The sequence below is a fragment of the Streptomyces sp. NPDC021100 genome (assembly GCF_044333095.1).
GTDB lineage: Bacteria > Actinomycetota > Actinomycetes > Streptomycetales > Streptomycetaceae > Streptomyces.
Genome location: NZ_JBIRQH010000005.1, coordinates 199,717 through 221,050 on the forward strand (window position 1 = coordinate 199,717; position 21,334 = coordinate 221,050).

Annotated in this window: 19 protein-coding genes; 9 read left to right on the forward strand and 10 right to left on the reverse strand. The window is 74.7% G+C overall.

Annotated elements, in window-relative coordinates:
- The first annotated feature begins 245 nt into the window (after nt 1-245).
- Complete coding sequence (locus ACH4PU_RS13015; protein ID WP_398270427.1) at nt 246-1,256, forward strand: AEC family transporter; 1,011 nt, start codon at nt 246-248, stop codon at nt 1,254-1,256.
- Between the two features lie 28 nt (nt 1,257-1,284).
- On the opposite strand, the gene ACH4PU_RS13020 is transcribed toward ACH4PU_RS13015, so the two are convergent.
- On the reverse strand, nt 1,285-2,001 hold the full coding sequence (locus tag ACH4PU_RS13020) for an SDR family NAD(P)-dependent oxidoreductase (protein ID WP_398270430.1): 717 nt from the start codon (nt 1,999-2,001) through the stop codon (nt 1,285-1,287).
- Between the two features lie 126 nt (nt 2,002-2,127).
- Between ACH4PU_RS13020 and ACH4PU_RS13025 the strand changes: the two genes are divergently transcribed.
- A complete protein-coding gene (locus tag ACH4PU_RS13025) occupies nt 2,128-2,661 on the forward strand; it encodes a MarR family winged helix-turn-helix transcriptional regulator (RefSeq protein ID WP_398270902.1) in 534 nt (177 codons plus the stop codon).
- A 91-nt stretch (nt 2,662-2,752) separates the two neighbouring features.
- Here the strand turns inward: ACH4PU_RS13025 and ACH4PU_RS13030 are convergent, their stop codons facing one another.
- Nucleotides 2,753-3,148, reverse strand: coding sequence for a PPOX class F420-dependent oxidoreductase (locus ACH4PU_RS13030; RefSeq protein ID WP_398270433.1), 396 nt, complete (start codon nt 3,146-3,148; stop codon nt 2,753-2,755).
- 218 nt (nt 3,149-3,366) lie between these two features.
- Here ACH4PU_RS13030 and ACH4PU_RS13035 point away from each other — a divergent pair, with 218 nt between their 5' ends.
- Complete coding sequence (locus ACH4PU_RS13035; RefSeq protein WP_398270436.1) at nt 3,367-4,248, forward strand: FG-GAP repeat domain-containing protein; 882 nt, start codon at nt 3,367-3,369, stop codon at nt 4,246-4,248.
- 176 nt (nt 4,249-4,424) lie between these two features.
- On the opposite strand, the gene ACH4PU_RS13040 is transcribed toward ACH4PU_RS13035, so the two are convergent.
- Nucleotides 4,425-6,482, reverse strand: coding sequence for a GTP-binding protein (locus tag ACH4PU_RS13040; RefSeq protein WP_398270438.1), 2,058 nt, complete (start codon nt 6,480-6,482; stop codon nt 4,425-4,427).
- 396 nt (nt 6,483-6,878) lie between these two features.
- On the opposite strand from ACH4PU_RS13040, the gene ACH4PU_RS13045 reads away from it, so the two are divergent.
- Entirely contained in the window at nt 6,879-7,715 is an 837-nt protein-coding gene (locus ACH4PU_RS13045) for a hypothetical protein (RefSeq protein ID WP_398270441.1), read from the forward strand.
- 19 nt (nt 7,716-7,734) lie between these two features.
- On the opposite strand, the gene ACH4PU_RS13050 is transcribed toward ACH4PU_RS13045, so the two are convergent.
- Nucleotides 7,735-8,544, reverse strand: coding sequence for a GntR family transcriptional regulator (locus ACH4PU_RS13050; RefSeq protein ID WP_398270905.1), 810 nt, complete (start codon nt 8,542-8,544; stop codon nt 7,735-7,737).
- Between ACH4PU_RS13050 and ACH4PU_RS13055 the strand changes: the two genes are divergently transcribed.
- Entirely contained in the window at nt 8,437-8,676 is a 240-nt protein-coding gene (locus ACH4PU_RS13055; protein ID WP_398270920.1) for a hypothetical protein, read from the forward strand. The two genes, ACH4PU_RS13050 and ACH4PU_RS13055, sit on opposite strands and share 108 nt — an antisense overlap.
- A 363-nt stretch (nt 8,677-9,039) precedes the next feature.
- Complete coding sequence (locus ACH4PU_RS13060; protein ID WP_398270444.1) at nt 9,040-10,131, forward strand: DUF2637 domain-containing protein; 1,092 nt, start codon at nt 9,040-9,042, stop codon at nt 10,129-10,131.
- A 124-nt stretch (nt 10,132-10,255) separates the two neighbouring features.
- Here ACH4PU_RS13060 and ACH4PU_RS13065 read toward each other — a convergent pair whose 3' ends face one another.
- Nucleotides 10,256-10,819 (reverse strand): ATP-binding protein, encoded by a 564-nt coding sequence (locus ACH4PU_RS13065; RefSeq protein ID WP_398270447.1) that lies wholly within the window; start codon nt 10,817-10,819, stop codon nt 10,256-10,258.
- A gap of 235 nt (nt 10,820-11,054) precedes the next feature.
- Nucleotides 11,055-12,104, reverse strand: a complete 1,050-nt coding sequence (locus ACH4PU_RS13070; RefSeq protein ID WP_398270450.1) for a protein phosphatase 2C domain-containing protein — start codon at nt 12,102-12,104, stop codon at nt 11,055-11,057.
- Nucleotides 12,105-14,565: 2,461 nt separating this feature from the next.
- On the opposite strand from ACH4PU_RS13070, the gene ACH4PU_RS13075 reads away from it, so the two are divergent.
- Nucleotides 14,566-15,390 (forward strand): winged helix-turn-helix transcriptional regulator, encoded by an 825-nt coding sequence (locus tag ACH4PU_RS13075; protein WP_398270453.1) that lies wholly within the window; start codon nt 14,566-14,568, stop codon nt 15,388-15,390.
- 25 nt (nt 15,391-15,415) lie between these two features.
- Here the strand turns inward: ACH4PU_RS13075 and ACH4PU_RS13080 are convergent, their stop codons facing one another.
- From ACH4PU_RS13080 to ACH4PU_RS13095, 4 genes are all read right to left on the reverse strand, one after another.
- Nucleotides 15,416-15,949, reverse strand: a complete 534-nt coding sequence (locus ACH4PU_RS13080; RefSeq protein WP_398270455.1) for a methylated-DNA--[protein]-cysteine S-methyltransferase — start codon at nt 15,947-15,949, stop codon at nt 15,416-15,418.
- 12 nt (nt 15,950-15,961) lie between these two features.
- Nucleotides 15,962-17,491 (reverse strand): DNA-3-methyladenine glycosylase 2 family protein, encoded by a 1,530-nt coding sequence (locus tag ACH4PU_RS13085; protein ID WP_398270458.1) that lies wholly within the window; start codon nt 17,489-17,491, stop codon nt 15,962-15,964.
- Between the two features lie 291 nt (nt 17,492-17,782).
- Complete coding sequence (gene rsgA / locus ACH4PU_RS13090; protein ID WP_398270461.1) at nt 17,783-18,901, reverse strand: ribosome small subunit-dependent GTPase A; 1,119 nt, start codon at nt 18,899-18,901, stop codon at nt 17,783-17,785.
- Between the two features lie 234 nt (nt 18,902-19,135).
- On the reverse strand, nt 19,136-20,251 hold the full coding sequence (locus ACH4PU_RS13095) for a YihY/virulence factor BrkB family protein (protein ID WP_398270464.1): 1,116 nt from the start codon (nt 20,249-20,251) through the stop codon (nt 19,136-19,138).
- A gap of 189 nt (nt 20,252-20,440) precedes the next feature.
- On the opposite strand from ACH4PU_RS13095, the gene ACH4PU_RS13100 reads away from it, so the two are divergent.
- Both ACH4PU_RS13100 and ACH4PU_RS13105 read left to right on the forward strand, forming a co-directional pair.
- Nucleotides 20,441-21,106: a GNAT family N-acetyltransferase gene (locus ACH4PU_RS13100; RefSeq protein WP_398270467.1), complete on the forward strand. Its 666-nt coding sequence runs from the start codon at nt 20,441-20,443 to the stop codon at nt 21,104-21,106.
- 90 nt (nt 21,107-21,196) lie between these two features.
- On the forward strand, nt 21,197-21,280 hold the full coding sequence (locus tag ACH4PU_RS13105) for a putative leader peptide (RefSeq protein ID WP_351506350.1): 84 nt from the start codon (nt 21,197-21,199) through the stop codon (nt 21,278-21,280).
- The last annotated feature ends 54 nt before the right edge of the window (nt 21,281-21,334 follow it).

Sequence of the window (21,334 nt, forward strand, 5' to 3'; positions counted from 1 at the left end):
AGGCCCGGGGGCCAAGGCCCGGGGGCCAAGGCCCGGGGGCCAAGGCCCGGGGGCCAAGGCCCGGGGGCCAAGGCCCGGGGGCCAAGGCCCGGGGGCCAAGGCCCGGGGGCCCGCCCCATCTCGTCCCGCCTCAACTCGCCCGCCCCACGACGGACCGGTGCCGCCACACCCGTCCCTCCGCTCCCCGCCACGCCACGATCCGCCCTCCGCCCCCGTCCCCCGACGGGTCGCCCGTCCGAGGATCCATGCCCGTCATGCCCGCCGTGCCCACCCCGTCCGCCGTGCTCGCCCTGCCCACCGCGCACGCGCTCCCCGGGCTGCTCTCCGCCTTCGTCCCGCTCTGGACCCTGACCGCGGTCGGCTACCTGGCCGGCAGGACAGGGCTGCTCGGCGCGGACGCGGAAGAGATCCTGGGGCGTTTCGTCTTCAACATCGCCATGCCGGCGGCCCTGTTCACGCTTCTCGCCCGGGCTCCGCTGGCCGGCTTCGCGAACGCCTCGATGCTCGCCTTCGCGGCCGGCACCGCCGTGGCCCTCCTGCTGGGGGCGGTCGCGTCCCGCCGGCTCTTCCACCGCAAGCCCGCCGAGCAGGCGGTCGGCGGGCTCGTCGCCGGCTACGTCAACTCCGGCAACCTCGGCATCCCCGTCGCGGCGCAGGTCCTGGGCGACGCGTCGGTGGTGGCGCCGGTGATCCTGTTCCAGGTGCTGGTGGTGACGCCCCTGATGCTGGCGGTACTCGGCGCCGGTACGGGCGAGGGCCGCCGACGCGCCGGGCACGCGCTCCTGGCGCCCGTCCGCAACCCCATCGTCCTGGCCGCCGCCGCGGGTGCCGTCTTCTCGGCCGCGCACTGGCGGCTGCCCGGCGCCCTGGACGGCTCCTGCGACCTGCTCGGCCGGGCGGGCGTGCCGACGGCGCTGGTCATGCTGGGCCTGTCGCTGCACGGCCGCGGCCGCCACCCGGACGCCGGGGCGGGAACTGCCGCGTCACGGGCGGAAGCAGGGATCGCCGTCCTCCTCAAGACCGTGGCCCAACCGGCGACGGCCTACGCCACCGGCCGCTTCGCCCTCCACCTCCCGCCCCACCAACTCCTCGCCACCGTCGTCTGCTCGGCCCTCCCCACCGCGCAGAACGTCTACGTCTACGCCCGCGAGTACGGCGCGGCCACGGCCCTCGCGCGGGACGCGGTGGTCGCCTCGACCCTGGTCTCGATGGCGACGCTGTCGGGGTTCGCGCTGCTGCTCGCGCCGGGCGGCTGAGGGGACGGGGCCCGGGCGGCGCGCCCCCCTAACGCGTGGTGAACGCTCCCCCGTTGACGTGAATCGTCTGCCCGGTGATGTGCCGGGCTCCCGGCGAGGCGAGGAAGTGCGCGGTCCGGGCGATGTCCTCGACCGTCCCCGGACGCTTGACGTGCGTCTCCTCCACCAGCGCGCGTTCGCGCTCCTCGCTCAGTCCGCCGTGGAAGAAGTTGGTGCCGGCGACGTACCCCGCGGCGATGACGTTGCAGGTGACGCCCTGGGGGGCGAGTTCGGCGGACAGCGAGGCGTTCCACGCGGCCAGGGCGGCCTTGGCGGCCCCGTACGCGCCGCCCCGGCGCTCGGCGCCGATCGAACCGATGCTGACGACGGAGCCGCCACCGGTGAACTTGTCGCGCACCGAGGCCGTGGTGAGGACGGCGGTCAGCAGGTTCTGTGCCAGGTTCTCCTGCCACTGCGCGAGGAGCGCGTCAAGGCCGGGTTCCTCCCGGGCACCCGTCCGGGCCAGTCCGCCGGCGGCGTTGACCAGGACGTCCAGGCCGTCGAGCCGGGCGGCGAGCGCCTCGGCCTGCCGGGGGTCGGCGGCGTCGCAGACGAGGCCGCGCACCCCCAGTTCCGCGGCGGTGCGCTCGACGGTGTCAGGGGTGCGTCCGGTGATGAAGACCTCGGCCCGGTCGGCGGCGAACGCCGCGGCGACGGCCCGGCCGATGCCGCTGGTGCCGCCGGTGATGAGAACGGTGCGTGTCACGGGATCCTCCTGTCCACTGCTACGTTTAGATCTAAACGTAGCAGTGGACGCCAAGCCAGGGGATCAGCAGTGGACGCCAATCCGAGGGATCGCACCGCGCCGGACGCCACATCGGCCGTCTCCGCGATCCCGGTCTCCGGACCGCCCGAACCCGTTCATTCCGCCGCCGAGATCGCCGCGGCCTGGCGCCGGGAACGGCCGGGCACACCGACCGGATCGATCGAGATCGTCACTCCCGTCTGGCAGTTGGCCAAACTCTTCGCGGACGACCGCAACCGGGCCCTCCGGCAGGCGGGAATCGACGCGGCCACCCTGGACCTCCTGTCCGTCATCCGCCGCTCCGGGCCGCCCTACGCCCTCACCACCCGCGAACTCACCCGCCGCACCCTCGTGACCGCCGGGGCGATCTCGCAACGCGTCGCCCGGGCCGAACGCGAGGGACTCGTCGAACGCACACCAGGCACCACGGGCAGGCGAGCCGTACTGGTCACCCTCACCCCCGAAGGCCACGCCCTCATCGAACGCTCCGTCGACACGGTCCTCGGCCGCGAGGCCACCCTCGTCGAGGGCCTCTCGGACACCGAACGTGCCACGCTCGCCGGTCTCCTGGCGAAACTGACCGCCGACGTCCGCGGCTGCACGGCACGCACGGAATCCTGAACGGGTTCGGACCGAACCACACCGGACCGGACCGCGCTGGAGGGCGGCGGGGCGGCGGGGGGGGGCGACCGAGGCGGCGGACGAGCCGGCTTCAGACGGAGAAGCCGGTGACCTTCCGGGGCGTCACCCGGACGATGAGCCGGAGCACGTCGTCCGACTCGGGCGGCGGATTCTCGCCGAGGTACTTCTGGGAGAGCTCGCGCGACAGCGACTTCTCCCGGTCCTCGATCAGCTCGGCGGTGCCGCGGATGTCCACGGACCGGTACGGGTTCGCCGTGTCGAAGACCGTGAGGCTGATCCGCGGGTCGCGGGCGAGGTTGCGCGCCTTCTGGCGGCCCGCCGTGGTGGAGAACAGCACCGCGTCGCCGTCCCTCGCGACCCAGACCACCGAGGTCTGCGGCGCGCCGTCCCGGCCCAGCGTCGCGATGGTGGCGAAGTTCCTCCCGTCCAACAGCTTGCGCGTCTCCTCGCCGAATGCCACTGACACGGCTTCACCCTTCCGTCGAGCGTTCATGATCCATTCCTTGCGCAGAACAGACGCGGGGGCCGAATCCTTCCCGCTCCCCCACGCGAAACACGGGAGTGTGAACTCGGTTGACAGTCGCCAGGACTGTGAAATGATATGGGGACACGGAGGCACGTGACGGCCAGTCAGGCGGCCCGTGTGGCCGTGCCCTGTTCACCACCCACTACGGAGATTGAGACGTGAACCGACTTCCTGGCCTCGCCGCACTGGTGGCCGCCGCCACGCTCGTCGTGACCGCCGCGGGTGCGGCCGTGGCCGATGACGGCCCCGGACGGTCCGCCCTGACGGCGCGCCAGAAGCTGGCACGGGTGCTGCCCGGTGACGCGCCGCACTTCCCGCTGGAGGTCGTCGACGGCGGCGGCAAGGACTTCACCTACATGTGGGGCATGGGAGGCAAGTTGGAGCCCCGCATGGACGGGCTCCTCGATCTGCCGAAGCTGCGGGCGGCGACGCAGGTGGACAGTGACGCGGACAACTACTACGACGGGGACGCGTACTACCTCACCACCGACGGCAAGGTGATCCTCGACAAGCCGCTGGACGGGGTGCGACGCCAGGTGGCGTCCGACTGGGGCGCGTACGACACGTTCTTCTCACCGGGGAACCTGGGCGGGGCGAAGCAGCCGGACATCCTGGTCCGGGACGGGCAGGGGGTGCTCTGGCTCTACCTGGCCAAGGCGGACGGCTCGCTCACCGGCAAGAAGAAAGTGGGGCCGGGCTGGGGGCAGTACACGCAGATCACCGGCAAGGGCGACCTGACGGGCGACGGGAAGACGGACATCGTCGCCCGCGACAAGGACGGGGTGCTCTGGCTCTACAAGGGCACGGGCGACTGGACCAAGCCGTTCGCGGGCCGGACGAGGATCGGCGGCGGCTGGAACCAGTTCAATCTGCTTCACGGCGCCGGCGACACGGACTTCGACGGGCGTACGGACCTGGTGGCCCGCGACAAGTCCGGAGCGCTGTGGCGCTACAAGGGCACGGGCAAGGCGTCCGCGCCCTTCGCGGCCAAGGAGAAGATAGGCAACTCCGGCTGGAACCAGTACCGGATCGTCTACTGACCCCACGAACCAGGGGGCAGGCCGGCGCCGACGTACATCAGGAGGGGAACGCCGGCGCCGGCTTGTCCCCGACTCGGCCGTGACTCGGCTCGGGCGCGGCCCGGGACCGGCTTTGGCTCGGGCTCGGCTCGGGATCGGGCTCGGCTCGGGATCGGGCTCGGGCGCGCCGGGGTTTCTCAGCCCCGGCCCACGTGCCGCAGGTAGGCCGCGCGGTTGAGCGGGTCGCCGTCCGTCCGGGCCCGGACCGGCGGGGTTCCGGGGCAGGGCAGGTCGTCGGTGGGGGCCGACCACCAGAGCCCCTCGCCCCGGGACAGCGCCGGAAGGCGCCGCTCCACCGCCGCCACCCGACGCACCGGGATGGTGCCCTTGACCAGCCAGGTGCCACGGCCGGGCACGGTGTCCCGGATCCTGGCCCCCTGCTCGGCGAGGAGGCCCGTCACGGCGCTCAGCGCGTCGGCGGGCACCTCCGCCTCGTAGGCGTGGCACGGCTCGTACACCCGGGTGCCGGCCTCGTCGAGGGCGCGCATCAGGACGAGGGGGGTGAGTGACCTGAAGTCCGTCCCGGTGCTCACCGGGCTGGCGTAGCCGGAGTGGGTGAGGGTGACGACGCAGTCGGTGACCGGCCAGCCGTACAGGCCCTGTTCGAGGGTGCGGCGCGCGGTCTCCTCGATGGCGCGGTCGAAACCGAGGGGGATCGCGCCGAGTTCCGTCTCCCGGCGGAACGCGACGCCGGAGCCGGGCGCGCCGGGGTCCACCCGGAGCCCGATCGTCGCCCAGAAGGCGGGCGTCCGGTGGCGGTCGATGCCCTCGTAGGCGGCGCCACTCCCGGTGGGGCGTTCGCGGAAGACCGTGCGGCTCTCCTCGAAGACGGCCTCGATCCCGAACTCCTCGCCGAGGGTGGCCGCGATGATCTCTTTCTGGACCTCGCCGTAGAGCAGAAGGGAGGTGCCGGCACCGTCCGGCAGGGGGCGGGTGCCGATCAGCGGGTCCTGGTCGGCGAGCGCGGCCAGCGCGGCGTAGAGGCGCGGGGTGTCCTCCGGGTGCCGGGGCCGGACGACCGTCTCCAGGCTCGGCGGGGCGAATCGCGGCACCACGCCACCGTCTCCACTCGCGTCGTCGGACGCGGGCGTGGGCCCGAGGCGGTCGCCGACGCGGACGCCGGGCAGGCCGCGGAGCCGGGCGATCCCGCCGGGGGTCAGCCGGTGGTCGGCGCCGGGCGGCGCTCCGACGACCTCAAGTGCCGTGATGCGGCCGGTGAGTTCACCGGCGCTGCCGTCGGGGCCGTGCCGGTGCAGGGTGACGCGGTCGCGGCGGTGCAGGGTGCCGGAGAAGAGGCGGAGGTACGCGGTCTTCTCCCCGTTCGCGCCTCGCTCGACCGCGAACACGGTGCCGACGGGGGCGGCGGAAGCGGCCGGTCCGGCGGGCGCGTGGTCCTCGGTGGTCCGCTCCGGGGCGCCCCGGCCGGGGAGCCAGTGCGCGATGCCGTCGAGGAGGTCCGCCACGCCCTGCCCCGAGTGGGCGGAGCCGAAGCAGAGGGGGTGCAGCAGGCCGCGCGCCGTGTGGTCGGCGAGGCCGGACCGGAGCCGTCCGGCGTCGGGGACGCGGTCCTCGACGAGGTCGGCGAGCAGCGCGTCGTCGTCCTCCGCCAGCGCTTCGGCGACGCGTTCGCGGAAGGCGGGGTCGTCGAAGGAGCCGGGCAGCGTCCGGGCGTCCCGGGTGCCGATGGCGTGGACGGTGTTCATGGGGACGATGCGCGGCGTGAGGCGTGTCCGGATCGCGGACAGCGTCTCGGCCTCGCGCGCCCCCGTCCGGTCGATCTTGTTGACGAAGACCAGGGTGGGCAGCCCCAGCCGGCGCAGGGTCTTCATCAGCACCCGGGTCTGCGCCTGCACCCCCTCGACGGCGGACAGCACGAGCACCGCCCCGTCGAGCACACCGAGGGCGCGTTCCACCTCGGCGATGAAGTCGCTGTGGCCGGGGGTGTCGATGAGGTTGACGTGGAGGCCGCCGACGGTGAACGAGGCCACGGCGGAGCGGATGGTGATGCCGCGCCGGCGCTCGATCTCACCGGAGTCGGTACGGGTGGTGCCGGCGTCGACGCTGCCGAGCCGGTCGATGGCGCCGGTGTCGAACAGCAGGCGCTCGGTGAGGCTGGTCTTACCGGCGTCGACGTGCGCCAGAATGCCGATGTTCAGAAAGCCCCGGGCAGTCGGGGCCGGGCTGGAGGTGCGCATCAGGGGAGAAGTCCTCGGGAACGGTCGTCCGGTCAGGGCGCTGGATGTTTCCGAGGGCCTGGCGCATCGTCCGGTCGTCTCCCTTGTGCGGCGTGGTGGTGCGCGATGTGGTGCGCGCGGGCCATGGTGCCAGGGGCAGGGATGGCGCGCGAGGGATTTTCCCCTCCGCCGCCCGGACGGCGATCGCCGCCGCCCGCCGGAAAGGCCTGGTCAACGGGCGGGCGGGACGAGGGGGCAGCGATCTTCGCAGCACTCCCGGCCGAAGTCCACCCCAAGCTTTGTGAATTGGTTCACACCGGCCTCTTGGCCGGGCCCGGTTCCGCGTGCTGTGATCGGAGCAGGCTTGGCTTCCAGCTCGACGGCGCGCTTGGGGAGGGCACTGTGGCGGATACCGCCATGCGGAATTCTGGCTTGACGGAACCATGGGGACCACAGGGGCCGAGCCCGCAGGACGGACCGCTGGAGCGCGCGGTGTGGCGGCTCCGTTCGCGGGCCTGCTGGGAGGACGCCGCCGAGCTGATCGCCCCGCGCGCGGCGGCGGACCCGGGCGCCGCGCGGTGGCGCACGGCCGTACTGATCGAGCGCTGCGTGTTCACCGCCGAGGGCTGGAGCGCCGCCGAGGACGCGCTGCGCGGCGCGGAGGCGCTGGCCGCGGACGACGAGGAGCGGGGCGCGGCGGCCTGCGAACGGGGTCACCTCGCCTACCTGTCCACTCTTTTGGGGGTACGCGACCGGGCGGACGAAGCACGTTCCGCTCTGGGGCGCGCGGCGGCACTGCTCGCGCCCCACTCCCCCGGCCGCCCCCTGCTCGACTTCCGCCGCGGCCTGATCGCCCAGCACCTCTCGGACAACCCGTCCGACGCCACGGCGGCCTTCCGGCGGGCCCACGCGGGGGCGACCGAACACGGCCACCGGCTGCTGCTCTCGTTCACCTGGCGGCACTTGGCGGCCATGGCGGAGCACGACGGCCGCACCGCCGACGCCCGGCACGGCTACACCGAGTCGCTGCGCATCCGCGAGGAGCTGGGCTACCTGGTGGGGATCGCGCCGGCCCTCGTCTCGCTCGCCGCCGTCCTTCCGGACCCGGCCGAGGCGACCCGGCTGCGCGAGGAGGCGGGCCGGCTGGTCCGGCTGCTGGGCGGGGTCCCGTCCTGGCTGGCGGACCGGCTGCCCCCGCGCCCGACGGGGGCGGCGGACACGGCGGAGGCACCGGGCGGCGCGGCGGGCGGCTGAGCGCCCCCGGCGGGCGGGCTCAGTGCGCGGCCCCCGTGTAGTGGCCGCGGAGCAGGGACTCGACGGCCGGCAGGTCGCGGGCGGCGAGCGCGTCGAGCAGGGCGACGTGCTCGGCCGCGTCGGCGACGAGGTCCTCCGTGCGCCGGACCGGGGCGTCGGGGGTCGGCCACTGCGCGCGCCGGTGGAGCTCGTCGGTGACGGTGACGAGTTGGCGGTTGCCCCCGAGGCCGAGCAGGGCGCGATGAAAGGCGCGGTCGGCCTCGGCGTAGGCGGCGCGGTCACCGCCCCGGGCGACGGCCTCCGCCGTCTCGGCGAGCGGCAGCAGTTCCCGCCAGCGGGCCGCGGGCAGCGTACGGGCCAGCCGGAGCAGGACGGGCACCTCCAGCAGTCCGCGGACCTCGGCGAGTTCGGCCAGGTCGCGGGCGGACCGGCTGGTGACCCGGAAGCCCCGGTTGGGCACGGCCTCGACCGCGCCCTCGGCGACCAACTGCTGCATCGCCTCCCGGACCGGCGTCGCCGAGACCCCGAACCGCTCGGCCAGCGCGGGGCCCGAGTAGACCTCCCCGGGGATGAGCTCACCGCTGACCAGGGCCTTGCGCAGGGCGTCGAGGACCTGGCCGCGGACGGAATAGCGCGTCGGCATGCGCCGGGCCGCCACACCGACACCGACGCCAACGCCGACACCGGCCGCCGGCGCACCGGCGGCCCCGTACGCGTGCGCGTGCCCTCCACGACCGGGGGCACCGCGACCGTACTCACCGCGCTCGCCATGTTCCCCGTGCTGGACGTGCTCACCGTGCTGGACGTGCTCGCAACGGTCTCCGTGCACATGCTCACCACGCGCCCCGGCGCCCTCGGTGAGCGGTACGCGCGCGGGCGCGGCGGTGCGCGGGTACGGCACCGCCGGGTGGGGTCTGCCCTGCTCCATGAGAGGTCCTCCTATGTCTCATTCGAACCATAGGCGGAGGATCCGACGGCTCAAACCCCGATCGTCACGAAGTAAGGCCCGACCGTCTCGGAACGGAGGATGTCCGGGTCCGCCCTCCGGCCGACCGGCCGATGACGCGGCAGCCGACACGAGCACCACACGACACCCTTCGTATCACCCGACCGAGCACAAGCTGATCATCTCCAATCCACTCGAACGGGTGGATTGGTTAGAACCCAATTACCGTCGCGCAGCAGGGCGTTCGAAGCAATACACACCTATCCGTATGTCCTTGGCGTCCATTGGCGGCGAGTTGCCCGGAAACCGCTTGGCGCTCTGGCCGATTCCGTCAGGATGGCGCGCGAAAGGCCGGTACCGCGATGCAAGGGACGCAAGATGAGAGTGACCGACATACCGCTGAATTGGGTATTGCCCAGTGCCGTGGCCCTCGCCGGAGCCGTGGTGGCGGTGACGGTGTTCTCCCGGGGCCGCCACGGCGGTCCGGAGGACGCGACGGCCACGGATTCCTGGGAACGCACCGAGGAACGCAGGAGGCGCAAGGAGGCGCTGTACGGCAGCGCGTCCTACGTACTCCTCTTCTGCTGCGCGGCGGTGGCCGCCGCCCTCTCCTTCCATGGTCTGGTCGGCTTCGGACGGCAGAACCTGGGCCTGACGGACGGCTGGGAGTACCTGGTGCCCTTCGGGCTCGACGGCGCCGCCATGTTCTGCTCGGTCCTGGCCGTCCGCGAGGCCAGCCACGGCGACGCGGCGCTCGGCTCCCGCATGCTCGTGTGGACCTTCGCGGGCGCCGCCGCCTGGTTCAACTGGGTGCACGCGCCGCGCGGCATGGACCACGCGGGGGCCCCGCAGTTCTTCGCCGGCATGTCGCTGTCGGCCGCGGTCCTCTTCGACCGCGCGCTCAAGCAGACCCGCCGGGCCGCCCTGCGCGAACAGGGCCTGGTCCCCCGCCCGCTGCCGCAGATCCGGATGGTCCGCTGGCTGCGGGCGCCGCGCGAGACGTTCGGCGCCTGGTCGCTGATGCTGCTCGAAGGCGTACGGACGCTGGACGAGGCCGTGGACGAGGTCCGCGAGGACAAGCGGCAGCGCCGCCAGCACCGGCTGCGCCGCCGGGAGGCCGGCAAGCTGGAACGCGCGCGGCTGAAGGCGTACAACCGGCAGCACCGCGTGCTGTGGGGGCGCGCCCGCGGCGGGCGGCAGGTGGAGGTGACGGCGGTGCCGGCGGCACCCCAGCCGGCGCAGATCGGCTCGCAGTCCGGGGCGGAGCCTTCCATAACCGAGCAGGAGCAGCTCCCCGCGCGCGGCCGGCCGCTCCAGGCCGTGAACACGGCGGGCGCGGCGGGCGCCGCGAGCAACACCGCAGGCCACCCCGGCCCCATCGACCTCACCGCCGAGGACGACACCCAGCCCATCCGACGGCTCGACTCCCTGGAGGAGAAACTGGCACGCATCGAGCGGCAGTTCGGCTGACCCGTTCGCTCCGGGCGCGTTCACCGGCTCGGAGCGGACGGGCGGCGTCGCGTCACCCTTTCCGCCCGTTCCTTCGTGCCGTCCCTCACCGCCCTTCGCCGGCGCCCTTCGTCAGCGCTCCTCGTCAGCGCTCCTCCGCCGCCAGCTCGAACCAGACCGCCTTGCCCGTGCCGTGCGCCCGGACCCCCCAGTCGTCGGCCAGGGCCTGGACGAGCAGCAGACCGCGCCCGGAGGTCGCCGCGCCCTCGCCGGCACACCGGCCCTCGTCCGTCCGCGCAGCGCCCTCCCGGGCCGGTGGCCCGGCGTCGGACGCCCGGAGCACCGGGCGCCGGGGCAGCGTGTCCCGCACCTCCACGCGCAGCAGCCCCTTGACGACGGCCGGCGGGCCACCGCCGAGTACGGCCGTCACCACCGCGCCGCCGTCGGTGTGCACCAGGGCGTTGGTCACGAGTTCGCTCGTCAGCAGCTCGGCGGTCTCCGCCCGGCCGGGCGCGCCCCAGTGGGCCAGGAACCGGCGCAGCCCCGCCCGTACCCCCGCGACCGCCGCCAGATCGTCGCGCCCGAGCCGTCTTTCCCAGAAGGGCTCGCTCTCCCCGCCGTTCACCTCGTTCCGAGCCGTGACGCCCGCGGACCCTTCCCGACCTTCGCGGTTCCCCGCGCCCAACCAGTGTGCAGTCCGCCGCTTCATTTCCGTTCGCCCCGACCCCTCCCCGGCGCCCCGGCATCGAACAGGCTCACGGCAAATGCATGCCCCGCCTGCACAGAAACGACTCCTGTTGAGTCATCAACATGGTGATGCGGCGGAAATGCGGAAACCTCTCGCGGCGCACGGCACCGGCGGAACGCGCCGGTGACGCGCCGGTATTCGATCTCCGGACAGGGCAACCGGATACCGCGGGGAAAGGCCGTCCTCCCGTGCTCTCCTACGCCTCCCAGATCGCGGCGGCCGAACGGTCGTCCGCGTACCCCTTGACGCGCAGCTGAGCGTCGGACAGGAACTCGGCCAGCCCCGGCGGCTGTGCGCGCGTTCCCCACCGCTCGGCGAGAGCGTCGGCCAACGCCGGTTCGCCGCGCAGGGGTTCGGCGAGACCGGCGCTGCAGAGCAGCAGGGCGTCACCGGGCCGGGCGACCGCGGCCCGGAACCGGAAGGGTTCGGTCGGCACCTCCTCGGGATCGATCACGGGGGTCGTGCCGGGGGTGGGGATGCCCAGGTCGACGGTGATGCGGTCGTCGCACAGCGCGTCGCCGCCGGTGCCGTCGGCACCCTGATCCGCGCCGGCCGGGCGCGTGGCCGGGTCGAGGTCCTGCCAGGCGCCCTCGCGGAGCCGGAACAGCCCGCCGCCGCCCACGCCGAAGAACACGCGGGTACGGCACCGGGGGTCGGCCGGCAGCAGGAGGCAGCGCAGGGCGGCGGTGTACTCGGCGGGCGGCAGGCCGAGTTCGGCGGCTCGGGTGCGGAGGCGTCCGTACGAGCGGTCGGTGAGCCGGTGCAGCCCGGAGCGCAGTTCGCCGCGCCGGCCGGCCCGGATGTCCTCCCCCAGCCGGGCGTGGCTGCGCCCGACCGCGCTGCCCAGCCAGGCGCAGATGTCCCGCGCCGCCCGGTGCGCGCCCTCGGCCGCGCGGGCGCCGCTCGCCACGGCGACGAGCAGCACGGCCCCGTCCCCGCTCCCGAACCGGGCGGTCAGCAGCGCGTCCCGCCGCGGCTCGCCGCGGTAGCGCGCGGAGTCGCCGCGCAGGGAGACGGCCCGCAGCGTCATGGCGCCGTACCGGGCGCCGTCGAGGACGGTGTCGGGTACGAGGTCCTCCAGCCCGCCCGGGTCCGCGGCGGGCCAGGCGGTCGGCTCGGCCTCGTAGGTCGGCGGCCCCTGCCCGACGTACTCCTGCGCCCGCGGCCGGACACCTTCCCGGCGCCGCGGCCGGGGCACCTGCGGCACCACGGCGGCCTCCAGCGACGCGGCCGACTCGCACGCCACCGGAGGATCGGACGCGAAGGCGCCGAAGGCGCCGGAGGCATCGGGGGTCGCGGGGGGATCGGAGGCGTCCGACGGCCCCGACGCCTCCGCCACTTCCGGCGGGCCGGCGGCGACGTGGGGTACGGGGACATGGGGGAAGGTGTGGACTTCGGGGACCCGGGGCGCGCCGATGAGCGCGGAGAGGTCGGGGAGGGTGGGGAGTTCGGGACGGGCGGGGTGGGTAAGGCGAGCGGGGCCGGTGGTACGAGGGGCGGCTTCGGGCGCCCCGGAGGATTCGGGCAGCGCGGGAACGTCAGCCCGCGCGGAACGGCCGGACGACGTGGAACGGCCGGACGACGCGGGGGCACCGGACCTCGCCGGGGCGTCCGGTCGGGCGGGGGTTCCGGGTTGAGCGGAGGTTCCAGGCTGGGCGGGGGTCCCCGGCTGGGCGGAGGCTCCCGGCTGGGAAGGGCCTTCCGGCCCAGCGGAGACCTCCCGCCGGGCGGAGGTCCCCGGCCGAGGGGAGGCCACCGGCCGATCAAGAGCTTCCGCTTCCACGGAGACGTCCCGTCCGGCGGATGCCCCGCGCCCGGCGGAGACATCTCGCCGGGCGCGACCTTCCGACCCAGCGGAGGTGAAGGCACCGGACGGGTGTGCGGCATCCGAACCGGCAGAGGCGTCCGGTCGGGGGGAGGCTTCCAGCCCGGCGGAGACGTCCCGCCGGGCGAAGCCCTCCGACCCGCCGGAAGCCTCCGGCCGAGCGAAGGCACCCGACCGATTCGCGGCATCCGAACCGGCAAAGGCGTCCGGGGAGCCTTCCGACCCGGCGGCGGCAGGCCTCCGAGCGAAGCCCTCCGAGCCGCCGGGAGCCTCCGGCCCCGTGGCGGCCTCCCGCCGGGGCGAAGCTCCCGGCCCGGCAGAGGCACCTGGCCCATTGGTGGTTTCCGGCCGATCCAAGGCTTCAGCCCCAGCGGACGCCTCCGGCCGACCAGGGGCACCCGGCCCACCGGAAACACCCCGCCGGGCGGAAACCTCCGGCTGGCCAAAGCCATCCGGCGATCCGGCGAAGGCATCCGAACGGTTCCGGCCAGCCGGTCCAGCGGAGGCACCGCGCCGCCGGGAAGCTTCCGGCCCAGCGGAGGCAGCCGACCGGTCGCCGTCCTCCTGACCGGCCAAACCTTCCGATCCGGTGGACGCCTCAGGCCGATCAGGGGCATCCGACCCGGCGAAGGCATCCCGTCGCGCGGGAAACTCCGGTCCGGCGGAGGCAGCCGACCGGTTGGGGGCCTGCTGCCCAGGCAAGCCTTCCGGTCGGATGGCGGCGTCCGGGCCGCCGGTGAAGGGTTCCGGTCGCCGGGTAGTGGGTGCGGGGCTGGGGCCGTTCTGGCCGTTGTCGGGGCGGGGCGGGGTTCCGTTCGGATCGGGGAGCGGTGCGGGACGCCTGCCGCCGCCGGTGGGACGGCGTGCGGGGGCTTCACGCCGTCCCGTACCGTCGGGTCGTCCGGTTCCGCCGCTCATCGGTTCCCGCGCGTCCGGCGTGCGCGGGCCGTCGACCGCCGCGCCGCCGGAGGCCCGCGCGGGCCCGGGGGCGTCGGGTGTGCCGGAAGCGAAGCCGTCGTCGGCCGCTCCCGGCCGGTTTCCGCCCCTTGGCGGCCGGTCGGCGGGGGCGCTCGATCCTTCGGAACGGCCGGTCGCGTCGGGCCGGTTGGCGGCGAAGGGCTGACGGCTCGCCGACCTCGGCCGGTCAGGGCGGCCCGGGGGATCCGTACGACCGGAGCGGTGCGGGCCGTCCGGCCGGTCGGCCGTCTCTCGTCGCCCGCCGGCCCGGCGTGGGTCGCTTCCCCCGGCCCGGCCGCCCGCCCCGGGCCGTTCCTCTCGCCCGGAGCGGCCGTCCCCCCGGTTCGGAATCTCGGGCCCCGGCGGTGAGGAGGAGGGCGTGCGGCCCGGCGCCGTGGTCCCCGGCCGGGCGCCGCGCGGCGGTGTGTTGAGGTCCCAGCGGGAGGCCGCGGACGGCGGTGGCGGGGGCGGTGGGGGTGGAGGTGGTGGAGGAGGCGGCGGGGGTGGCGGGGTGCCGCGGAGCGGGCCCGCCAGGTCGGGGAGCGGGGGCAGCCGGGAGGGATCCGGAAGTCCGCCGGCCCGGGAGACCGACCAGGCCGCGCGGGCCGGCAGCCCGCTCGGCGGGTGCGCGCCGCGGGCCGGGCGGCCCGGCGGGCGGGGGGAGCCCTGGGGCGGCGGGTCGCCGCCGACGACGGCCGCGGCGGAAGCGAACCGGTCGTCGAGGCTGTCCTCCTCGGCGGCGGCGCCCGGACCGTCCGTGGTCCGGCCGTACAACTCCGCCCACCAGGCGTCCTCTTGTCCCTGATCCCCCAGCTGACTCATGCCCTTATTGTCCACACTGCTGGGTATACGGGAAGAGTGCACGAGGGGCCTCACGCGGCGATGATGGCGGGAGTCGCAACACGGTCGTGGGGAGGGGTGTCACGTGCCCGGTGCCATAGGTCCGGCCGCCGTCGGGGACCTGGAACGCGGAAGAGCCGCAGGACAGCGCAGGCAGGAGCGGTCGGAGGACCGGTCGGGCGGCCCCGGTGCGGCGGTCGAGGCGGTGACCGGCGCGGCGGCCGTCACCGACCGTCTGACGGGGCTGCGACGGCGGGCCGTCGAAGAAGTGTGCGCACTGGTCAAGGACCGCCCCTGGGTTGACATCGGCCGTCCCTGGGTTGACACGGGCACCGGACACCCCGTCCGGCGCGAACACCCCGTCCGGCACCGCACGGTCGTGGACCGCGCGGGGAGCCCCCTCCACGTCCCCATCCCCGCGGGAGCCGGTACGCACCAGGTCCGGATCGCCGACCGCGTACCGGCCGAGCTCTTCCTCGCGGACCGGAGGGAGGCGCTCCTTGTCCTCCCCTCCGGCAGCGCGGGCCCCGCGGCGCTCGTCGTCGGCGAGGGGGAACTGCTGGACTCGCTGGCCGCTCTGTTCGAGACCGTCTGGCACGAGGCCCGCCCGCTGCCGCCCGTCGAGGACGCTCCCTTACCGCTGCCGCCCGCCTCCGACGTCCCCGACGCCACGGACCTGGCGGTCCTGTCGCTGCTGCTGTCCGGCCTGACCGACGCGAGCGTCGCCAAGCAACTGGGGCTGGGGTTGCGGACGGTGCAGCGGCGGGTGAAGCGGCTCATGGAACTGGCCGGAGTGACGACCCGGCTCCAGCTCGGCTGGAAGGCGGCGGAGCGGGGATGGACGACGGGAAGCCCGGGGCCGGCGAGGGCGACGGCGGCGCAGTGGCGGCCGACGGCGGCGCGGAGCTGAGAGGGGGCGCCCCGGGCGGGCGCCCTCACATCCCCGGCAGCCCGTCCTGCACCGGCCGCTCCCCCGCCTCCAGCGCGAGCAGCAGGCGCTTGCGGTCGAGGCCGCCCGCGTACCCGGTCAGCGACCCGTCCGCGCCGATGACGCGGTGGCACGGGCGCAGTACCAGCAGCGGGTTGGCGCCGATGGCCCCGCCGACCGCGCGGACGGCCGCGCGCGGAGCGCCGACGCGGGCGGCGAGTTCGCCGTAGCTGGTGGTCGCGCCGTACGGGACGGCGTCGAGCGCGTCCCAGACCCGGCGGCGGAACTCCGTCCCCTCGACGGCGTACTCGAGCGCGAACTCCTTGACCTCACCCGCGAAGTAGGCGGCGAGCTGGCGCCGGGCCTCGGTGAAGGCGTCCGGCGCGCGGTGCCAGTCGGGGCGGACGGTCGCGCCGTTGGGCTGGCCCGGGACGGAGAGGGAGACGAGGGCGGTGCCGCCCGGGGCGGTCGCGGAGGGACGGCCGGTGAGCAGCAGGGTGCCGAGGGGACTGTCGATCTCGGTGTACAGCGTCGGAAGCATCGGGTGCCGTCCTTACTTCCCCGCAGCAGCGGGCGCGTGGTTCCAGAGGTGGTGCAGTGCGTACGAGCGCCAGGGCCGCCAGTCGTCGGCGGCGTCCGGACCGGCGCCCAGGGCGGCGAGTCCGTGGCGCGCCCCGGCGTCGCCGGGGAGGAAGACGTCGGGGTCGCCGAGCGCCCGCATCCGGATGTAGCCGGCGGTCCAGGGGCCGACGCCGGTCAGGGCGAGCAGCCGCCGTTCGGCGTCGTCGCGGTCGGCGCCCGGGTCGAGCCGGACGGTGCCGTCGGCGAGCGCCGCCGCCACCGTCCGCAGGGCGCGCCTGCGGGACTCCGGCATGCCCGGGTCGTCGGGGCCGTCGAGACCGGCTTCGGCGAGGACGCCGGGTTCCGGGAAGACGTGGGTCAGCGTGCCGTCGGGTACGGGCAGCGGGGTGCCGTGGGCGGCGACGAGCCGCGCCGCGAGGCGGGCCGCCGCGGCGACCGAGACCTGCTGCCCGAGCACGGCCCGGACGGCGAGCTCCTCCGCGTCCGCCGCTCCGGGCGACCGGAGGCCGGGCCGGGCGGCGACGAGCGGGCGGAGCCGGGGGTCGGCGCCGAGGCGTTCCGCCACGGCGTCGGGGTCGGCGTCCAGGTCGAAGAGGCGGCGCATGCGCTGGACGGCGTTGGCGAGGTCGCGCAGGTCGGTGAGGTGGAGGCGGCAGGCGAGCCAGGCGCCGCGGTCGTTCCGCCCGCCCGTGCGACCGTGCCCGGCGGGCGGCTCCTGGACCTCGGCGATGCCCGTGCCGTAGGGCAGGCGCAGGGTGCGCCGGTAGACGCGGGCGCCGACGGTGCCCGTCACCTCTTCGATCCCGGTGATCGCGCGGCGCTCCAGGAAGTCGAAGACCTCCCGCGCGGCGTACGGGCCCCGGTGGGCGAGCCGCAGCGGCACGCCCGCCGGGGTGGTTCCCTTGCCCGCCCGCGCCGGCCTGCCGGTCCTGGCCTGCGCCCGGAGGGCGGTCGGCGTCTGGGCGTAGATCTCGCGGATGGTGTCGTTGAACTGCCGCACGCTCGCGAAACCCGCCGCGAAGGCGGTCTCCGTGACCGGCAGGTCCGTGGTCTGCAGCAGTACGCGGGCGGTGTGCGCGCGCTGCGCCCGGGCGAGGGCGACGGGCCCGGCGCCCAGCTCCTCGGTGAGCTGCCGGTGCACCTGCCGCTCGCTGTACCCGAGCCGCGCGGCGAGCCCCGCGACGCCCTCCCGGTCCACCACCCCGTCCGCGATCAGCCGCACCGCCCGTCCCACCAGGTCGGCCCGGATGTTCCACTCGGCCGACCCGGGCGCCGCATCCGGCCGGCACCGCCGGCAGGCCCGGAACCCCGCCCCCTGCGCCGCCGCCGCGGACGGGTAGAAGCGGACGTTCACCCGCTTCGGCGTCACCGCCGGACAGCTCGGCCGGCAGTAGATCCCGGTCGTCGCGACGGCGAAGAAGAACTCGCCGTCGAAGCGGGCGTCTCTGCTGCTTACGGCCTGGTAGCGGAGGTCGTCGGGGTGGGGGGCGGTTGTTGTCACGTGTTCCAGTGTGCGGGAGGTCGGGTGGGAGGACTGGCGGAAATCGGACGCGGGGCTGGGCCCTCCGGGCGGGGTGCCCCGGTCCCGCCCTTTCACCGTTTCTTGCGGGGGCGCTGCCCCCGCACCCCCGAAGCGCCCTGCGGGCGCTGTCCTCAGACGCCGGACGGGCTGATCTCAGCCCGTCCGGCGTCTGAGGACGAGCGGCGAAGCCGCGAAAAAGGGGGGGTCTGGGGGCGCAGCCCCCAGGAATCGGCGAAGGGGTGGGACCGGGGCACAGCCCGCCGCAGGCGCCTAGCGCGAGCGCCCCCGCTTGCGTTCGACCATGTACGCCCCCTCCGCCCGCCGCAGCTTCCACTCCCGCCGCAGCTCCGCCCGCAGCCGCGCGTCCGTGCGGGCCGCGAGGCGCTGGTTCTCACGGAGAAGCTTGCGGTAGTTGTCGAGGCGGCGAGGAGCCAGCACGCCCTCCTCGATGGCCGCCGTCACCGCGCACCCGGGCTCGCTGTCGTGGCCGCAGTCGTGGAAGCGGCACTCTCCGGCGAGGGCCTCGATCTCGGAGAAGGTGCGGGAGACCCCGCCCTCGGCGTCCCAGAGGCCGACGCCGCGCAGTCCGGGGGTGTCGATGAGGACGCCGCCGCCCGGCAGGGGCAGCAGGTTGCGGGTGGTGGTCGTGTGGCGGCCCTTGCCGTCGCGGTCGCGAATCGCCCGGACGTCCTGGACGTCGGTGCCCACGAGGGCGTTGGCGAGGGTGGACTTACCGGCGCCGGACGGCCCGAGGAGCACCGACGTACCCCCGGACAGCACGGCGGCGAGCACATCGACGCCGTCCCCCGTGGCCGCGCTGACGGCGAAGACCTGGACGCCCGGCGCGGCCGTCTCGGTGTCGGCGAGGAGGTGGCCGAGCACGGCCGGGTCCTGGACCAGGTCCGCCTTGGTCAGGACCACGACGGGCTCGGCCCCGGATTCCCAGGCGAGCGCCAGGAAGCGTTCCACCCGGCCGAGGTCGAGGTCGGCGGAGAGCGGGACGGCGATCAGGGCGAGTTCCACGTTGGCGGCCAGGATCTGGCCCTCGGACCGCTGGGAGGACGTGGACCGCACGAACGCCGTGCGGCGTGGCAGCAGCGCCCGGACGTGACCCGTCGTCAGATCGACGGCCGCCCAGTCACCGGTGCACATGATGCGCAGCGGGTCGCCCGTGGTGACGGGCGAGGTGTCGCCGTGGACGGTGCGGACACCGTCGTCGGCGGTCTCGTCGGCGACGACGAGGTCGCAGCGGCCCCGGTCGACGCGGACGATCCGGCCGGGGGCGAAGCCCTCGGCGGCGTAGGGGGTGAAGGCGTCAGCGAAGCCCTCGTCCCAGCCGTAGCGGGCGAGGGGGTGCTGTGCGGAGTGCGGGAACGACTCGGAGGACAACGCGGTGTTCCTTCGGAAGGAGGGAGGTGAGAGTGGTCGATCGCCGGGTACGGGCCGTCGTGGCCGCCGTGGTGACAGTCATCCCGGGCTCACCTCCTGATTCCGCGCGCGGCACCGCTGCCGCTGTCTCCTGCGCCGCTGGTCGCGGCTGTCGGGGGGACTCTAGGGCGCGGCGGGCCGCGCTCGCGAGCGATTATTCGAGCGCGCTCGCGACCCGGCCCGTAACCGCTCCCCCTACCGCCTCCGGTGCTTCGCGTGCTTGGGCTCCCCCTTCGCCGCCTTCCCCTGCTTCTCCGACCGCACGTGCTGGAGCCGTGTCCGCACGTCCTCGGGCGGCAGGAACTGCGCCCACCGCTCCGGGAACTCCGACGGCGGCTCCCGGTCCCGCAGTCCGTCCTCCGCGTAGTCCTCGGGGTCGTCCTCGTACTCGTGGACCATCGCCAGCGCCGCCCGTTCGGCCGCCATCGCCGCCGCGGCGGCGGCCTTGCGGCGGTCCGCCTCGGCGCGGGCGGCGGCGGTGGTGACCGACGGCCAGACGCGGTCCATGGCCGCGTTGACCGCCGCGCCCACGAGCACGGCGAAGGCGGAGACGCCGATCCACAGCAGGACGGCGACGGGCGCCGCGAGCGAGCCGTAGATCGTCAGACCTTCCACCGTGTGGGTGAGGTAGATCCGCAGCAGGAAGCTGCCGATCACCCACATGGTGAGCGCCACGAGCGCACCGGGAATGTCCTCCCGCCACGGCGACCGCACGGGCACCGACACGTGGTACAGCGTGGTCAGGAAGGCGACGGACAGCACCAGGACGACGGGCCAGTACAGCACCTGCACGACGCCGGCGCTCCACGGCACGATGTTCTCCACCGCCTCCGGCCCCACCACCATCAGCGGCATCACCACCGCCCCGATCAACAGGGCGACGATGTACAGAAGGAAGGCCAGCAGTCTGGTGCGGACGATGCCGCGCCGGCCCTCCAGCCCGTACATGATGGTGATGGTGTCGACGAAGACGTTGACGGCCCGCGACCCGGACCACAGGGCGATGGCGAAGCCGACCGAGACGATCTCGGGCCGGCGGGCGCCGTTCTGTACGTCGTTCAGCAGGGGTACGGTGATCTGGTTGACGCCGCGGTCCGACAGGACGGCCGAGGACGCGTTGATGATGTTGCCCTGGAGGCTCCTGATGGTGTGGGTGCCGGTCCAGTCGTCCAGGTACCCCAGCAGGCTCATGAAGCCCAGGAGCAAGGGCGGCAGCGACAGCAGGGTGAAGAACGCGGCTTCGGCGGCGAGGCCGGTGACGCGGTACTCCATGCAGGAATTGATCGTGTCCTTGAGGAGCAGCCACGCCATCCTCCGCTTCGACACATTTCGGTACAGGGCCCGGGCTCGGTGGAGCCGGCCCTTCCGCTGCCCCGGTGGTTCATTTGTTGCTGCCTGCACGCCCTAACCGTATCCGTCTCCGACCGGTCCGTTCATCCGTCGGACGGCCGTGCGGGGGGCCACCGGGGACCTCCGCGGCGCGCGTGGTTGGGTGAGGCCATGGACAACCGATCGGACACCAGAACGACCCCGGTGACCACCTGGTCACTCCACATGACCGCACCGGACGCCCTCGTCCCCGCCGGCGCTCCCGGTCCGGGCCCCGATGTCCGCTTCGTACGGTCGGAGGTGCCGTCGCCCGAGTTCAGCCGGTTCCTCTACACGGCCGTCGGCGGCGACCACGCCTGGACGGACCGGCTGGCCTGGCCGTACGCGCGCTGGCAGGAGTACCTGGACCGGCCCGGCGTGGAGACGTGGGTCGCGTACGACCGGGGGACGCCGGCCGGCTATGTGGAGCTGGCGCCCGGGGACCCCGGCCCCGAGTTCGGAGGCGCCGGCCCGGCGGGCGACGCCGCGTCCGTCGAGATCGTCTACTTCGGGCTGCTGCCCGCCTTCCAGGGCCGGCGCATCGGCGGCCACCTGCTGACCCACGGCGTCCGGCGGGCCTGGGACCTGGCCGGACGCCATCCGGAACTGCCGCCGACCCGACGCGTCTGGCTGCACACCTGCTCCAAGGACGGCGAGCACGCCATGGCCAACTACGAGCGCCGCGGCTTCACCGTCTTCGCGACGAAGACGGAGGACGAGCCGGACGTTCCGGCCCCCGGCCCCTGGCCCGGCGCGCGTCCGGCCCCATCCCCGGCCCCCGCCGGCACCCCCGCCTGACCATCATCCACATCTCATATCGCAAGATGACCCGTCTCACCATGCGGCGAACAGTGGACTGCCCCCAAACGCCCGTGCCACGCTTCCCTCATGTCTCGAGCTGGAGTTGCCTTGGTGAGTCGGCGTCACGTCGACCTAGGCCGCGTGTCCAGCGCCATCTGTCCAGCGGGCTGACAGGCTCAGCACCACCGCTTCCCTGACCGCCGTCCCCGAAGGCGCGGACCGGCG

What these genes read in the sequence shown, in the direction of transcription:
- ACH4PU_RS13040 (WP_398270438.1), bottom strand. Translation starts at nt 6,482, where the DNA reads ATGCGCACCTCCAGCCCGGCCCCGACTGCCCGGGGCTTTCTGAACATC.
- ACH4PU_RS13080 (WP_398270455.1), bottom strand. Translation starts at nt 15,949, where the DNA reads ATGCTTCCGACGCTGTACACCGAGATCGACAGTCCCCTCGGCACCCTG.
- ACH4PU_RS13015 (WP_398270427.1), top strand. Translation starts at nt 246, where the DNA reads ATGCCCGTCATGCCCGCCGTGCCCACCCCGTCCGCCGTGCTCGCCCTG.
- ACH4PU_RS13105 (WP_351506350.1), top strand. Translation starts at nt 21,197, where the DNA reads ATGTCTCGAGCTGGAGTTGCCTTGGTGAGTCGGCGTCACGTCGACCTA.
- ACH4PU_RS13065 (WP_398270447.1), bottom strand. Translation starts at nt 10,819, where the DNA reads ATGAAGCGGCGGACTGCACACTGGTTGGGCGCGGGGAACCGCGAAGGT.
- ACH4PU_RS13095 (WP_398270464.1), bottom strand. Translation starts at nt 20,251, where the DNA reads ATGGCGTGGCTGCTCCTCAAGGACACGATCAATTCCTGCATGGAGTAC.
- ACH4PU_RS13060 (WP_398270444.1), top strand. Translation starts at nt 9,040, where the DNA reads ATGAGAGTGACCGACATACCGCTGAATTGGGTATTGCCCAGTGCCGTG.
- ACH4PU_RS13045 (WP_398270441.1), top strand. Translation starts at nt 6,879, where the DNA reads ATGCGGAATTCTGGCTTGACGGAACCATGGGGACCACAGGGGCCGAGC.
- ACH4PU_RS13100 (WP_398270467.1), top strand. Translation starts at nt 20,441, where the DNA reads ATGGACAACCGATCGGACACCAGAACGACCCCGGTGACCACCTGGTCA.